At 63.4% G+C, this 13353-nt stretch carries 14 protein-coding genes; 6 read left to right on the top strand and 8 right to left on the bottom strand.

Going from position 1 to position 13353, the window contains the following annotated elements; translation table 11 throughout:
• Positions 1 to 62: 62 nt before the first annotated feature.
• On the top strand, positions 63 to 323 hold the full coding sequence (locus JQ621_RS32665; protein ID WP_212241116.1) for a hypothetical protein: 261 nt from the start codon (positions 63 to 65) through the stop codon (positions 321 to 323).
• Positions 324 to 414: 91 nt separating this feature from the next.
• Here JQ621_RS32665 and JQ621_RS32660 read toward each other — a convergent pair whose 3' ends face one another.
• The 3 genes from JQ621_RS32660 to mtgA all read right to left on the bottom strand — a co-directional run bounded on the left by JQ621_RS32660 (position 415) and on the right by mtgA (position 2237).
• Positions 415 to 1059 (bottom strand): hypothetical protein, encoded by a 645-nt coding sequence (locus JQ621_RS32660; RefSeq protein ID WP_212241114.1) that lies wholly within the window; start codon positions 1057 to 1059, stop codon positions 415 to 417.
• Between the two features lie 153 nt (positions 1060 to 1212).
• Positions 1213 to 1395, bottom strand: a complete 183-nt coding sequence (gene rpmF / locus JQ621_RS32655) for a 50S ribosomal protein L32 (protein ID WP_007598106.1) — start codon at positions 1393 to 1395, stop codon at positions 1213 to 1215.
• Between the two features lie 167 nt (positions 1396 to 1562).
• A complete protein-coding gene (mtgA, locus tag JQ621_RS32650; protein ID WP_212241112.1) occupies positions 1563 to 2237 on the bottom strand; it encodes a monofunctional biosynthetic peptidoglycan transglycosylase in 675 nt (224 codons plus the stop codon).
• A gap of 159 nt (positions 2238 to 2396) precedes the next feature.
• Between mtgA and JQ621_RS32645 the strand changes: the two genes are divergently transcribed.
• Both JQ621_RS32645 and JQ621_RS32640 read left to right on the top strand, forming a co-directional pair.
• Positions 2397 to 3320 carry a polyprenyl synthetase family protein gene (locus JQ621_RS32645; protein WP_212241110.1) on the top strand — a complete coding sequence of 308 codons (924 nt, stop codon included), beginning with the start codon at positions 2397 to 2399 and terminating at the stop codon, positions 3318 to 3320.
• A 177-nt stretch (positions 3321 to 3497) separates the two neighbouring features.
• Positions 3498 to 4175, top strand: coding sequence for a DUF1345 domain-containing protein (locus tag JQ621_RS32640; protein WP_212241108.1), 678 nt, complete (start codon positions 3498 to 3500; stop codon positions 4173 to 4175).
• A gap of 183 nt (positions 4176 to 4358) precedes the next feature.
• On the opposite strand, the gene JQ621_RS32635 is transcribed toward JQ621_RS32640, so the two are convergent.
• From JQ621_RS32635 to JQ621_RS32625, 3 genes are all read right to left on the bottom strand, one after another.
• Entirely contained in the window at positions 4359 to 4856 is a 498-nt protein-coding gene (locus JQ621_RS32635; RefSeq protein WP_212241106.1) for a hypothetical protein, read from the bottom strand.
• 169 nt (positions 4857 to 5025) lie between these two features.
• The gene (locus JQ621_RS32630; protein WP_212241104.1) at positions 5026 to 5940 is read right to left on the bottom strand and encodes a hypothetical protein; all 915 of its coding nucleotides are present in this window, start codon (positions 5938 to 5940) and stop codon (positions 5026 to 5028) included.
• A gap of 193 nt (positions 5941 to 6133) precedes the next feature.
• Entirely contained in the window at positions 6134 to 7909 is a 1776-nt protein-coding gene (locus JQ621_RS32625) for a caspase family protein (protein ID WP_212241102.1), read from the bottom strand.
• Positions 7910 to 8303: 394 nt separating this feature from the next.
• On the opposite strand from JQ621_RS32625, the gene JQ621_RS32620 reads away from it, so the two are divergent.
• The 3 genes from JQ621_RS32620 (at position 8304) to JQ621_RS32610 (ending at position 11412) form a co-directional block, all read left to right on the top strand.
• Entirely contained in the window at positions 8304 to 8678 is a 375-nt protein-coding gene (locus JQ621_RS32620) for a nuclear transport factor 2 family protein (protein ID WP_212241100.1), read from the top strand.
• Between the two features lie 217 nt (positions 8679 to 8895).
• Entirely contained in the window at positions 8896 to 9753 is an 858-nt protein-coding gene (bla, locus tag JQ621_RS32615) for a class A beta-lactamase (RefSeq protein WP_212241099.1), read from the top strand.
• A 48-nt stretch (positions 9754 to 9801) separates the two neighbouring features.
• Positions 9802 to 11412, top strand: a complete 1611-nt coding sequence (locus JQ621_RS32610; RefSeq protein WP_249125715.1) for a Na+/H+ antiporter — start codon at positions 9802 to 9804, stop codon at positions 11410 to 11412.
• 27 nt (positions 11413 to 11439) lie between these two features.
• Here the strand turns inward: JQ621_RS32610 and JQ621_RS32605 are convergent, their stop codons facing one another.
• Both JQ621_RS32605 and JQ621_RS32600 read right to left on the bottom strand, forming a co-directional pair.
• Complete coding sequence (locus JQ621_RS32605) at positions 11440 to 12249, bottom strand: N-acetylmuramoyl-L-alanine amidase family protein (protein ID WP_212241097.1); 810 nt, start codon at positions 12247 to 12249, stop codon at positions 11440 to 11442.
• On the bottom strand, positions 12246 to 13142 hold the full coding sequence (locus JQ621_RS32600) for a TauD/TfdA dioxygenase family protein (protein WP_212241095.1): 897 nt from the start codon (positions 13140 to 13142) through the stop codon (positions 12246 to 12248). The genes JQ621_RS32605 and JQ621_RS32600 overlap by 4 nt, the downstream gene beginning before the upstream one ends.
• Between the last annotated feature and the right edge of the window lie 211 nt (positions 13143 to 13353).

The raw sequence follows: 13353 nt of genomic DNA, 5'->3' as shown, positions 1-13353 counted from the left end.
CATCACATGCACCGGCGCCAGCGTCCCAAAACGCGCCAGTCAACCGGATCAGCGGTGATGCGATGGTGAATGTGGACCAGATCGAAGACACAACGCGGGAAGCCAGTACCGCGCTGGTCCCGCTGACGCCGGTTTTACAGCTGGTCCGCAAGATGCCTTTGACGCGCCCCGATCCCAGCTTCGTCACCCAGCTGATCGCCAATGCCGAGCACCTGCCCCAGGCGAGCCGGCTGCGCCGCGGCTCGTCCGAGGACGCGCGCATGGCCTATGGCAGCAAGCGCCCGCTTCCCAGCGTCACCTCGCGCACGCGGCAGGTGGCTTGACCATTCAAGACACGACGTGAGGCAGTCCTCGCCTCTCCCCGCGTGCGGGGCGAGGGAGCGCACCGGCCGTGCGGCCGCAGATGCAAGCCGCTTAGCGCGGCTCTTCGGGCGCGGCCGGCGTGCCGTTACCCGGCTGCAAATGCGGCGAGGGAATTTCCGGCGACGGCGCGATGACAGGCTTTGGCGCGGGGTGATCCATCAAAATGGATTCCGCGACCGACTGCGCCGAGGGCGCGGGCGGGACGGGTGCAGGCTGTGGTGTGGGCACCGGTTCGAACTTGGGTTCGGATGCGGTTTCATCCGCCGGCGGCTCGGACCGTCGCTTGGCCTTGCGCGGCACCGTCACGGTCTCTGCGGCCACATAGGCGATGCGCCGGCGCGTGCGCTGGGCGATGCCACCGAGGAAATCGGCCATCGAAAGCAGCACCAGCAGGAAGTAGGTGGAGTTGCCGAATTTGGGCCACATCACGAATTCGGCGGCGGCCGCGCCGAAGATGATCAGCGACAGCAGATGATCCATCAGGAATTTCGCGCCGGGCCGTGCGCCCTTGACCACTTCGAGCAGCAGCAACAGCACGCCGAGCGCCAGCAGCAGATCGGAGAGCGTGACCGGCCAGGCCTCGCCCGTGATCATCGGCACCTTGAACAGCACGTCCGAGAAGGACACGCTGGGCATCAGGAAGGCGATGATGTTGTAGACCGCGAGCGGAATCAGGAGCAGCGGGAAACCAACCATCGGCGAAATGCCTTCTCGATCAAGATATCCAGACAGAACAATGCAGCGGCGAAGCATTCGCTCCGCCGCCGTCATTGTCATATCTCATGGATTGGCCGAAATCAGGCAGGTCACGTCATCCTGATTGAGGATAACTCCGCCTGAGAAGAGTCTTCAGGACTCTTTCTTCTTCAGGACCTGACGGCCCTTGTACATGCCGGTCTTGAGATCGAGATGATGCGGACGACGGAGCTCACCAGAGTCCTTGTCTTCCACATAAGTCGGCTTCTTGATGGCATCTGCCGAGCGGCGCATGCCACGACGCGACGGCGAGGTTTTTCTTCTCGGAACGGCCATTTCGCTATCCTCTAGGGATTGGTGTTTCCAGGCATCGTCCGCAAGGGACGGCTCAGCACCCGCAATACGAGGCGAGCTGAATGCCGATCAAGGCCGGGCTTATAGAGGAAGGTTGGCCGTAAAGCTAGGCTCTTGGACCGGAAAATACGCCCGAAAAGGGCCCGAAATCAGCGATTGTCCCGCCAGCAGGTCAAAAGCCAGGAGGCCTGCGCCCTGGCCACATAGGTCCCGGCCAGCCGCCTGACGCCCGGCCCCGGGACCCTGGCACTGCGTTTGACCGGATTCGGCAGGATCGAAGCCAGAAGGGCCGCCTCCCGGGGGGAGAGGTTTGCGGCCGACTTGCCGAAAGCATAGGCGCTGCCCGCCTCCGCCCCAAACTGGCCCTGGGGGCCGAGCTCGGCGATGTTCAGGTAAATTTCAAGGATCCGGTGCTTGGGCAGGACGAAATCGATCCAGAGCGCCAACGGAAACTCCAGCGCCTTGCGGACGAAATCCCGTCCCTGCCAGAGGAACAGGTTTTTCGCCACCTGCTGGGTGATGGTCGAGGCGCCGCGGAAGGCGGAGCCATCCTCCTGCGCATCGTTGATCGCCTCGCGCAGCGCGCCCCAATCGATGCCGTGATGCTTGCAGAAATGGGCGTCCTCGGCCGCAACCACGGAGCGCGGCAGATAAGGCGACATCTCGACCAGATCGATCCATTCCCGGTGCATCGGCGCGCCCGTCAGCGAGCGCCAGGCCATCAGCGTCGAAACCGGATGACCGGTGCGGTAGAACGGCGCAACCACGTAGGGCGCGAGAGCCACGACCGCGAGCGCTACCAGCAGGATTTTGACGATGCGCAAATCGACCTTTCCAGCGGGAAATGAAACGCGGCCACGATCCCGGCATTAAGTCTGTGATAATTCGGGCCTTTTCCAGCACTTTTTAGGCCTTCCAAACGATTGACTGGAGCGGGCGCATAAAGGATTGTCCGCCGAATTTTGGTTCTGGAGCCTTTCTTGATGACCGGCACGTCCCCGTCCGATTTCGCCAAACGTCTGGACAAGACCGCTGATGACACCGAAGCCTTGCTCGGGCGCCTGCTGTCGGACGACATCCTGCACGATGAGATCGCCCGCCCCAAGCGGCTGATGGACGCAATGCGCTATTCGAGCCTCAACGGCGGCAAGCGTCTGCGGCCGTTCCTGGTGGTGGAAAGCGCAGCCGTGTTCGGCGTTCCCCGCGAAGCCGCCCTGCTCGTCGGCGCCGCGCTCGAATGCATCCACTGCTACTCGCTGATCCATGACGATCTGCCGGCGATGGACAATTCGGACCTGCGCCGCGGCCGCCCCACCCTCCACAAGCAGACTGACGACGCCACCGCGATCCTCGCCGGCGATGGTCTTTTGACGATCGCCTTCGATATCGTCACACGCGACGAGATTCATCGCGACGCCAATGTGCGGCTGCTTCTCACGCGCGCGCTGGCGCGCTGCGCCGGCATCGGCGGCATGGTCGGCGGCCAGATCCTCGATCTCGCCGGCGAAGGCCGCTTCGGCGGCAACGAGCCGATCGATGTCGCCCGCATTCAGCAGATGAAGACCGGCGCGCTGCTGCGCTTTGGCTGCATCGCCGGTGCCATCCTCGGCCAGGCCTCGAAGGCGGAATATCAGGCGCTCGACGATTACGGCCGCGCGCTCGGTGAGGCCTTCCAGATCGCCGACGATCTGCTCGATGTCGAAGGCGATGCCGCCGCGCTCGGCAAGCCGGCCGGCGCCGATGCCGCGCTCGGCAAGACCACCTTCGTCACCCAGCTCGGCATCGAAGGCGCCAAGCAGCGCGTGCGCGATTTGCTGGCGCGCGCCGACAACGCCATCTCGATCTTCGGCGATCGCGCCGCCGTGCTGCAAGCCGCCGCACACTTCGTCGCCGAGCGGAAAAACTAGCAACTCCGGGCTCCCTCACCTCTCCCGCTTGCGGGAGAGGTCGCGCCGAAGGCGCGGGTGAGGGTTCTCTCCTCTTGGGGGTTCTCGCGTGCGGGGACACCCTCTCCCCAACCCTCCCCCGCGAGCGGGGGAGGGAGCGCACCTACGATGCGGCTAAGACCTCACCGGACGATCTGCATGGACAAGGAAGACCCCGTTCTCGCCCGCTTCCGCCAGATGTCGCGGCCGATGCGGCTGATCTACGCGCGGCCGCGGACTTTCATCTCGCTTGCGGTCGGCATTCTCGTCTGCCTGCTCGTTCCCGGTTCGCACCGGCTGGTGACGCGGCTGTTGTTCGGCTGGGATGCGCTGATCGCCGTCTATCTCGTGCTGGTCTACACGATGATGCTGTGCAACGACCACCAGCACATCCGTCGCAGCGCAGCGATGCAGGACGACGGTCGCTTCGTGATCCTGCTGGTGATCGCGATCGGCGCGTTCGCGAGCATCGCTGCGATCGTCGCCGAGCTCGGCGCCCATCGCGGCGCCGCGGAGCTGACCATTGCGATCGCCACCATCGTGCTGTCCTGGGCGGCCGTACACACCACTTTCGCGCTGCACTATGCCCATGACTATTATCGCGCGCCGGTCGGCGGATTGCAGTTTCCCAGCGGCGACAAGGAAGACCACGCCGACTATTGGGACTTCGTCTATTTCTCGTTCGTGATCGGCATGACCGCGCAGGTCTCCGACGTCGGCATCACCGACAAGACCATCCGCCGCACCGCCACCGCGCACGGCATCGTGTCGTTCATCTACAACACGGCCCTGCTGGCGCTGACGGTGAACATCGCGGCGAGCGCGATTTCGAACTGATATTATCCTGGCTTTTGCCAGGACGTCGTTGGGAGCCTGGCGCGCCTTACATTAGCCCGTGCGGAAGCCAAGGCTGAGCCCGATCAGTCTTCAACACCGGACACGGCCAATTGGCCGTAAACCAGTCGGCTATGGGACACGAACCAGCATTGCTGTTACGAAAGTAGCTTGTCGCACGTGACGTCACTCGCTGTGCAGACGACTGGACTCAAACCAACTCCAAGAAAGTCCAATCACCGTGGCCAACCCAAGCACTCCCGCGAAGGGCGCAGTGATGTATCCTGTAAGCAGCGCTAAAGACAAAGTTAAATCGAACCCAATCCACCGATCGCAAAATGCCCAATCCGGCATCCAGAGCCCTACGCCTTGAACCCCGCTAATAGCCAACTCATCAATCTCTATTAAGACGACTATTAGGGACAAAACAAACGAAGCATAGAACGCTATTCCAGACTTCGTCCAGCGCATCATAGCGCATTGACAAATCAGCATGACAATCCACGGGCAGATATACCAGAGATTTTGTGCCGCGTATGAATCGACGCTACGAAACTCGGGGCACATTGAGCCTAATCTCCACTCCAGTCCGGCCAAATAGGCCGTGACGAGTAGCCCCGCAGCAGCCGTAAGAGAAATCGCAGCGAGCCGGACTTTTGAAATCGAATGTGAAAGACGTTGCATGAGAATTCAGTCGCCCTGAGCTTTGCGACTTACACATTCATAGTGACAAAGTATGACAGTTCCCCCTTTTGCCAATCGCTGGTTCGAGGTTGGTCACAAGCTGCCCTCGGCGGGCTGCTTCTGCTTGGTCGGCTCATCTCTCGGAAGTCGTTCAACGGCTTTGCGCCGGCTAAGGTAAATCAGCCAAAAACTTCACTTCAGGATAACGCCGTTTTGTAACTGCACGTCGCATAGAAATGGCGAGAGGGTCGTGAAAGATTCCCAGTGCCTTGCTCGCATCTTTCGGTAGGAGCCATCCGTCAGCTAGACGCCATCGGCGGAAGAACAGCCAGTCAAGGTCGCAGCGACAGTTGAACTCCAATGACTTTCGAGTCGTTTCGGATGTTCTCGGTAACGTCTGTACTTTCGGCCCGAACTTGGCGCGCTGCTCCTCTTCCCATTCGTTCATCTGCGTCATCATCGTCTTCACATCTTCATCCGTGATGACGATGAGTTTGTCCATTTCGGAGCCGACATCGGTCGGTATTGTAGCCAGAGCTTGTTCGGCTGCATACGCAAAACGCGGGTCGGACCTAATATCCAGCCGCCATTCCATTGGCTGTTCTCGCCAAAGCACTGTCTCGGCAACCTGGCTCCATTGCCCTTCAGAAAGCAGTCCTAGCGCCTCAAGGACCGAGAAAACCTCAGGCGTTGCATGGGCAGGACCAAGACCGTGTGCAGAGCTGATGTTCGGCAGTGGTCGCGATTTTCTCTCATGAGAGTTCCGGTCACTCTCCGACGAAGGCACGCCGCGATCAGGGGGGTAATAAGTTATCAAGCTATTCTGCCCCGCCAACCTGAGTACCGAAACGCACAGATCGTCCCAACGGGGCAACTCGTCCGGTAGTCGAGCGTCCGCACGGGGTGTTGCGCCCACTTCGGTTTCATCGGCTTGGCCCAGCGCGACCAAAGCCTCGCAACCGATTTGATGAGCTGTCTCGAAAAGGTGCTGCCATCCCCCTGCTTCGCGACTGCCAAGGAGGTTTCGAGACAGAAAATCAATTACCGCTGCCGTCCAGGCGGGGCTTCCGTTGCTCGAAATCATTCTTGCACATTTGCAGAAGTATAAATGAAAAGCTTCAAAATCATCTCCCGAGGCTATCGCGTGCTCTACAAGGTACTAACGCGCCAAGGTAGCACCGAGATAACCGCTCAGGTCAAAAGCTGCCTATCACGCTGAACGCGGGAGACTTCAGCATTGCATCGATAGGCTGACGTTTCCAAGAAAACGCTCTACTCTAGTTGCAGACTTCGTAATTGGCATCATTGTGCGGGCCGCCACCGCCGCGATAGGCGAGGTGGCAGCCGGGCCTGACGGGACGGCAGAGCAGATCGTTGCAAAAGATCTGACCGCTTCCGCCCGAGGCGCGCCCCGCGCCGGCGGTAGCAGCGCCGCCCGACTGACGACGCGGCCGGGCGGGACTGTCGTCGCGAGTGGCGGTTGCGGGCTTGTCAGTTGAAGGCTTGGCCGGCTTGGCAGCACGCTGCTTCTCGCACTGATTGTCGTCGTTCAGCGCATAGCCGTCGTCGCAGACAATCTTGGTGCAGACATCGCCATCGGCCTTGAAGCCGTGATCGCAGACCAGCGGGCAGACGCGCGACTGCTTTGACTTGACCGTGTCCAGCGCATCGGTGCTCGCCACTTTCACGTCGAGCTTGGTGCCGGCATAGCGATTGAACTGCGACAGCGACCGCTGCGCGGACGCGTTCCAGACGCCGTCGGCCTGGCCGGAGAAACAACCGACGCGGCCGAGCTCGGTCTGCACCGAGCGGCTGAGATCGGCCGGCGTGCTCGTTGGTGTCAGCGCGGCGACGTTCGTACCCGCAGGACTCGCGGTACTGGCGGGCGCGGCGGCAAGACTGGTGCGCTGCTGCTCGGCAGCGGCCGCCTGCTGTTGCGCCTGCTCCTTGGCCTTCTGCGCAGCAAGCTGGGCCTGTTCGGCGGCCTGCGCATCGGCCGCGGCCCTGGCCTGCGCGTCCTTCTGCGCGCCAGCCGCGGCGAGACGGTCCCGCTCGGCCTCGGCCTGCTTCGCCTTCTCGGTCGCGGCGGCATGAGCCTGTTCGGCCTGGATCTTGTCGAGCTGGAGCTTGGCAAGGCTCGCATAGAAGCCGTCCGGATGCTGGGCCAGGAAGGCTTCCCACGCCGGCTTGTTGCCGACCTGAAGCGCGAGCTCGTAGTCGCGGCGCATATCGGTCTGCGGATCCCTCGCGGGTGCAGCCGCGGTCACGGGCGCGGCCTTGACCGGCACCAGCGGCACGTCTTCGCCGCCGAGCGAGCCGTAGACGAACGGCTCCTGCTTGTTGCCGGTCGCCCGGAGCACGTCGTCACGCACGAAGCCGAAGGCACGGCGGACGTCGAGGCCCGGCGTCGTCAGATGCTTCGACAGTGCGATCGTGAACGGGCTGTTGGCGCCGTCGCCGTCCTGCGCCGTGAAGCCGGCCTTGGCCGAATAGGCGATCAACGTGTTGGTGCTGGCCGGCTCGATCTGGGCCAGGCCTCGGCCGATGCCGCGCGAGGCCAAGGTGCGCTTCATGGTCCTGCCAAACGGATTGTCGCGGCAGGCATCGAGGATCACCAGGCGAAGCTGCTTCGCCGGCTCGACCGCGACCAGAACGCGATCGAGCGAGAGCGCCTCGTCATAGACGTCGGTGTCGCGCTCGAGCTTGGCATCGACAGGGATCAGATAGTTGGAGCCGTCGACTTCGATGCCGTGGCCGGCATAGTAGACCAGGGCGATGTCGGCATCGCGGGTCGCATCGGCGAAGTCGCGCAGCACGCGCCGCGTCTCGAGCGCGGTCAGATCGTGGCGGGAATCGACGACGTCGAACCCGGCGTCCTTCAGCGTCTTTGCCATCACAGCACCGTCATTGACGGGATTGGCGAGTGAAGGCGCGTTCTGATAGGCCGAGTTGGCAAGCACCAAGGCGACACGCTTTCCGGCGAAGGCGGGCTCGGCGCCGAACAGCAGCACAACAGCGAGGAGCAACGGGCAAAGTCTGAAGAAAATGCGCATGGCACGACTTCCAAAAAGCTTGGGGGGGCAGTTCACACCCTGAAGGGCAGCCTTAGCAAGATCCGCCGCCCGCACCTGTGATCGAGGTCACCAAAGCAGCACTAGTGACGAGGCCAGGGAGCCCCTTTTGTTAGTCGCGGCAGCGCGTTACAGGTTCGGCGCCAAATGCGCGCGGGCCGATTTTCCTCCCTGGGCATCCCCGACATGCCCCCGGTACTGCGGCAGATTGTCCGGGATGTCGTGCATCGGCGCCGCCAAGCGGACGAAAACGGGGGCGACCGCAGCGGCATCGACCAAGGTTCCCACGGCTCGCGCAAAGGGCTGGGAACACCCGTAGCGCAATTTGAGGGGCGCGACTAAGTTCGCGCCCAGCCATCATTCAAGGGGATGCCTCATGAGCCAGAACCGGTCGAGCGTTGAAGCGGTCGTGCAAACCTATTTCGACGGACTTTACGAGGGCGACGCCGACAAGCTGGCCGAGGCGTTCCATCCGTCCGCCGACCTGCGTTGGGTTGAAAAGGGCGAGCTGAAGATCCTGACCGTGCCGGACTGGCTCGCCTGGGTACGCAAGCGTCCCTCCGCCAAGGCCGAGGGCAAGCCGCGAGAGGATTTCATCGTCACCATCGACCGCTCGGACGACAAGACCGCCTTCATCAAGGTCAGATGCCAGCTGCCGCCGCGTTTTTTCACGGACTATCTGGTGGCGATGAAGCTCGCCGACGGCTGGCAGATCGTATCGAAATCGTATCGCTACGACCTGAAGGAGTGAGGGGGCGCGTCTTGCCTGCCCGAAATCGGGCACACTCTCTCTCCATTCTCCGTCATTGCGAGCCCAACTCTCGCCACACGTCATTGCGAGGAGCTCTTGCGACGAAGCAATCCAGAATCCCACAGCCGAGGATTCTGGATTGCTTCGCTTCGCTCGCAATGACGGCGCGTGTGGCGCGTTCGTCGCTTTGCTCTCTCCCACCTCCCAAAGGTCCACCATGCTGCTCGACCGTCGTTCCCTGCTCGCCTCGCTCTGCTGGATCGCCGCCTCTCCCGCCCTCGCCGCGGACGCGCCGCCCGAGCTGGATTCCTACGAGCGCGAAAGCGGTGGAAAGATCGGGGTCTATGCGGAGAACCTCGCCACCGGCGCAAAACTCGCCTGGCGGGCGGACGAGCGCTTCGTGATGTGCTCGACCTTCAAGGCTTCGCTCGCGGCCTGTGTGCTGGCGCGGGTCGATCGCGGCGAAGAGAAGCTGTCCGCCATGATTCCTTACGGCAAGGACGATCTGTTGGACTACGCGCCGGTCGCCAAACAGAATCTCTCCGCCGGCACGATGTCCGTTGCCGACATATGCAAGGCGAGCGTCGAGCTCAGCGACAACACCTGCGCCAATCTCTTGCTGGCACGGATCGGCGGGCCCGCCGCGCTGACGGCGTTCTGGCGCTCGCTTGGCGACACGACCTCGCGGCTCGACCATATCGAGCCCGAGCTCAACCGCTCGCCCCCCGGCGATCCCCACGACACCACGACGCCGGCTGCGATGGCCGGCAATCTCAAGCGGTTGGTGATCGGCGAGGCGCTGTCGCCCGCTTCAAGGGCCCAGCTCACCGAATGGATGGTGGGCTGCAAGACCGGCGCGAACCGGCTGCGCGGCGGTCTGCCGGCAAGCTGGACGATCGGCGACAAGACCGGCAACAACGGCAAGGACGCATCGGGCGATATCGCCGTTGCCTGGCCCCAACCCGATGCGCCGATCCTGATCGCCACTTACACCCAGGGCGGCACGCCGAATCCTGCGCAGCTCGAGGCCGTGTTCGCGCGTGTCGGGCGGATGGTGGCTGAACGGCTGGTGTAAGCCGCCCTGCATTGACCTGTTGGCCGCTTCCGGGCCAAGACAGAGGTCATGATCGCAGCGAAATTTCAGGCCTTTCTCATCCTGCTCGCGGTGCTGGCCGGCACCGCGCTGGTCGCACGGCGCTTCAACATGGCGCCTGCCATTCTGCTGATGCTCTCCGGTGTCGGCCTCGCTTTCGTGCCGGGCATGCCGCCGGTGGAGCTGCCGCCGGAACTGGTGCTGCTGATGGTGCTGCCGCCGCTGATCTACTCGGCGAGCGTCGCCATGAGCTGGCGCGAGTTCCGGAACAATCTGCGCCCCATCGTGCTGCTTGCGGTCGGCGCCGTGATCTTCACCGCGGCGACGGTCGCGGCGGCCACGCATTATGTGATCGGCCTGCCCTGGAGCGTCGGCTTCCTGCTGGGGGCCATCGTCGCGCCGCCCGACGTGGTGGCGCCGCTCGCGATCGCACGGCGGCTCAACATGCCGCGCCGGCTGCTGGTCATTCTCGAGGGCGAGGGGCTCGCCAACGACGCCACCGCGCTGATCCTCTACCGCTTCGCGCTGGCCGCGATCATGGTCGGGCATTTCTCGATGCCGCTGGCGACAGGCGAATTTGCCCTCATCGTCGCCGGCGAGATCGCCTTCGGCATCGGCGTCGGCTGGCTCTCGCTCCGCTTCCGCAAATGGTCCTGCGAGCCGCGCGTCGAGCTGACGCTATCGCTGATCACGCCCTACGTGTCCTACTGGCTGCCCGAACATGTCGGCGGCTCCGGCGTGATCGCCACCGTCGCCTGCGGCCTTTATGTCAGCTGGAACGGGCCACTCTGGATCTCGGCGGCAACGCGCCTGCAGGGCATATTCTTCTGGGACCTCATCATCTATCTGATCGAGGGCCTGCTGTTCCTGCTCACCGGCTTCCAGATGCGCGCGCTCTATGAGAAGTCGAAGGCGTTCCCGCTCGACGACATCATGCTCGCGACCGCCGTGGTCATGGTCGTCATCGTTCTGGCGCGATTCGCCTGGCTCTATCCGGCGACCTATCTGCCGCGGATGCTCAGCAAGTCGCTCCGCATGCGCGATCCGTCGCCGCCCTGGCAATGGCCGTTCGCGCTCGCCTTCACCGGCGTGCGCGGTGCAGTGTCGCTGGCGGCCGCGCTGGCGCTGCCGTTCACGCTGCCCGATGGCGATGCCTTCCCGTATCGCGACCTGATCCTGTTCGTCGCCTTCGGCGTCATCTTCATCACGCTGATCGGCGTCGGCCTGACGCTGCCGCCGGTGGTGCGCTGGCTCGGCATCGCGGAAGCCGGCCGCAGCGAGCATGTCGCCGAACACGAGGCCGAGATCGCCGCACGGCGCCAGGCGCTCGACGCCGCGCTGAAATCGCTGGATGCGTTCAGCGAAGAGAAAGAAGTCTCGGACGAGGTGATGCGGCTGCTCCGCGCCCGCCACGAGATCCGCGTCAACCAGCTTCCGGACTCGCTCGATCCAGCCCACCACGACGTCTCCGCCGCCGGCACCGCGCTGACCCGCGAGCTGATCGCCGCAGAGCGTAAATTCATCCATGGCCTGCTGCGCGACGGCCAGATCACCGACGAGACGCGGCGGCGGATCGAACGCGATCTGGATTTGGAAGAGGCGAGCCTGGCCAACCGGGAGTATCGGGGAACGCCGCTGTAGCCTTTTCGTCATTGCGAGTGAAGGAAACTACCGCCTCTCGCAATAGCTCCGCATCGCCGTCACCACGGCCGTCGCGATCAGCTCGCGCCGCTCCGGCGAGTTCATCGCCATCTCCTCGTCGCGATTGATGATGGAACCGGCCTCCAGCAGCACTGCGGCGCTTCGGGTCTGCGACAGCACCACGAGCCCGTCATAGCGGTAGACGCCGACATCCTTGTCCAGCAATTCGTGGCGATAACGGCCCATCACCGGCAATGCGTATTGGCCGGCGTATTGCAGGCCTTTCTCCTTCAGCTCCCGGCCCAGCAGCTTGGCGAAGGCGAGACTGGCGGCGAAGCGCGGATTGCGCTCGGACACGAACAGCGAATGGCCGCTGAATCGATCGCTGAAATAGCTCTTGGCACCATCGAATTCCCACGTCTCCAGCATCTTGTCCGGGACGGAATCGTGGTGGATCGAAAGAAAGAAATCGGCATGTGCGTCATTTGCGGTCCCGACGCGCTTGAGCAGGCTTGCCCGCGCCTTGCCGTCGGTCACCAGCACGCGGGTCGCGGCAAAGCCCGCCGCCTTCAATCTCTCGCCAATCAGCTTCGCCAGCTGCAGGTTGAAGCCGAATTCCACGTCATTGCGCGCGCTGGTCGCGCCTTGCGATTCGGAGGTGTGGCCGACATCGAGGATGATCTTGAACCTGCGCGGATCGCACGGCTCGGGCGCGGGCGGCTTGATGGCCCGCGCGGCCCTGCGAGCCACGGCCGCCTGGCCATCGTCGACTGACGACACCAGGAGCGGAAAAAGCGCAGCAGCGATAGCGGCGGTGATGCGCCACGATATGTTCACACCGGCCGTTCCCCCTTCACCGTCACGCGCGTGCCCGAGCGCGTGTGCGGCCAGTAGTCCCACATCGCGCGGTGCTGGGTGCAGCGGTTGTCCCAGAAGGCGATGGCATTCTCGGTCCAGCGGAAGCGGCACTGGAACAGCGGGTTCTCGGCGTGCTGGTAGAGATAGGCGAGCATCGCATCGCTTTCGTCGCGCGGGATGCCGTTGATGTGCCGGACGAAGCCGCGGTTGACGTAGAGCGCCTTCTTGCCCGTGACCGGATGCGTACGCACCACCGGATGCTCGGCGTTCGGATAGGAGGGGCGATCGGCGACGCCGTAGTTCGCGTAGAGCCCGCGATAGATCGGCTCGCCATCGTGCAATGCGGTCAACCCATCGAGATAGGCCTTCATGCGATCCGACAGCGCCTCATAGGCCGCATACATGTTGGCGAACAGCGTGTCGCCGCCGCGCGGCGGGCATTGCTTGATGTAGAGGATCGAGCCCATCGGCGGCTCGAGATCGCAGGAGACGTCGGAGTGCCAGCCCTCGCCGTTGGCGCGCGGCGAATTCTTGTCGGCATAGATCTTCATCAGCGCCGGATCTTCATCCTCGTGCGGCGCGGCCGGATGAAAATGCAGCTCGCCGAACTTGCGGCCGAAGGCGAGATGCTGCTTCGGCGTGATGGTCTGGTCGCGGAAGAAGATGACGAGATTTTCGGCCAGCGCACGGTGGATCTCGTCCATCTGCCTGATAGAGCGGGCATCGCCTTCGACCAGCTCGCCGATATCGACGCCGGAGATTTCCGCGCCGATGATGGGCGTGAGCTTTTCGACGGCGATGGTCTCGTACGGTGCGCCGTCCTCAGCCGCGTGGCGATAACGCGGGCCCTGCTTGCCGGCGAGTGAGCTCATGGATGCGTCTCCCGATCGTTGCTGATTGGGAGGCATCGTAACTCTTGGCGTCGGAAGCGCAATCTGCGCCAAAAACTCAACTCGTCGTCCCGGACAAGCGCAAGCGCAGATCCGGCAACTGTTATGTTGATGGTTCGACCTTATAGATTTTTCGGTCGCGCAGCATGGCGTTGAGGATGGTCAGCAGCTTCCTGGCGACAGCAATGAGGGC

The sequence above is a fragment of the Bradyrhizobium manausense genome (assembly GCF_018129685.1).
In the GTDB taxonomy this organism is placed as follows: Bacteria; Pseudomonadota; Alphaproteobacteria; order Rhizobiales; family Xanthobacteraceae; genus Bradyrhizobium; species Bradyrhizobium manausense_D.
Note: the sequence above shows the minus strand (reverse complement) of the source record. Positions and strands in the feature narration are given on the sequence as shown.

What these genes read in the sequence shown, in the direction of transcription:
- JQ621_RS32600 (WP_212241095.1), bottom strand. Translation starts at nt 13,142, where the DNA reads ATGAGCTCACTCGCCGGCAAGCAGGGCCCGCGTTATCGCCACGCGGCT.
- JQ621_RS32625 (WP_212241102.1), bottom strand. Translation starts at nt 7,909, where the DNA reads ATGCGCATTTTCTTCAGACTTTGCCCGTTGCTCCTCGCTGTTGTGCTG.
- bla (WP_212241099.1), top strand. Translation starts at nt 8,896, where the DNA reads ATGCTGCTCGACCGTCGTTCCCTGCTCGCCTCGCTCTGCTGGATCGCC.
- JQ621_RS32635 (WP_212241106.1), bottom strand. Translation starts at nt 4,856, where the DNA reads ATGCAACGTCTTTCACATTCGATTTCAAAAGTCCGGCTCGCTGCGATT.
- JQ621_RS32610 (WP_249125715.1), top strand. Translation starts at nt 9,802, where the DNA reads ATGATCGCAGCGAAATTTCAGGCCTTTCTCATCCTGCTCGCGGTGCTG.
- JQ621_RS32665 (WP_212241116.1), top strand. Translation starts at nt 63, where the DNA reads ATGGTGAATGTGGACCAGATCGAAGACACAACGCGGGAAGCCAGTACC.
- JQ621_RS32645 (WP_212241110.1), top strand. Translation starts at nt 2,397, where the DNA reads ATGACCGGCACGTCCCCGTCCGATTTCGCCAAACGTCTGGACAAGACC.
- JQ621_RS32620 (WP_212241100.1), top strand. Translation starts at nt 8,304, where the DNA reads ATGAGCCAGAACCGGTCGAGCGTTGAAGCGGTCGTGCAAACCTATTTC.
- JQ621_RS32660 (WP_212241114.1), bottom strand. Translation starts at nt 1,059, where the DNA reads ATGGTTGGTTTCCCGCTGCTCCTGATTCCGCTCGCGGTCTACAACATC.
- rpmF (WP_007598106.1), bottom strand. Translation starts at nt 1,395, where the DNA reads ATGGCCGTTCCGAGAAGAAAAACCTCGCCGTCGCGTCGTGGCATGCGC.
- JQ621_RS32640 (WP_212241108.1), top strand. Translation starts at nt 3,498, where the DNA reads ATGGACAAGGAAGACCCCGTTCTCGCCCGCTTCCGCCAGATGTCGCGG.
- JQ621_RS32630 (WP_212241104.1), bottom strand. Translation starts at nt 5,940, where the DNA reads ATGATTTCGAGCAACGGAAGCCCCGCCTGGACGGCAGCGGTAATTGAT.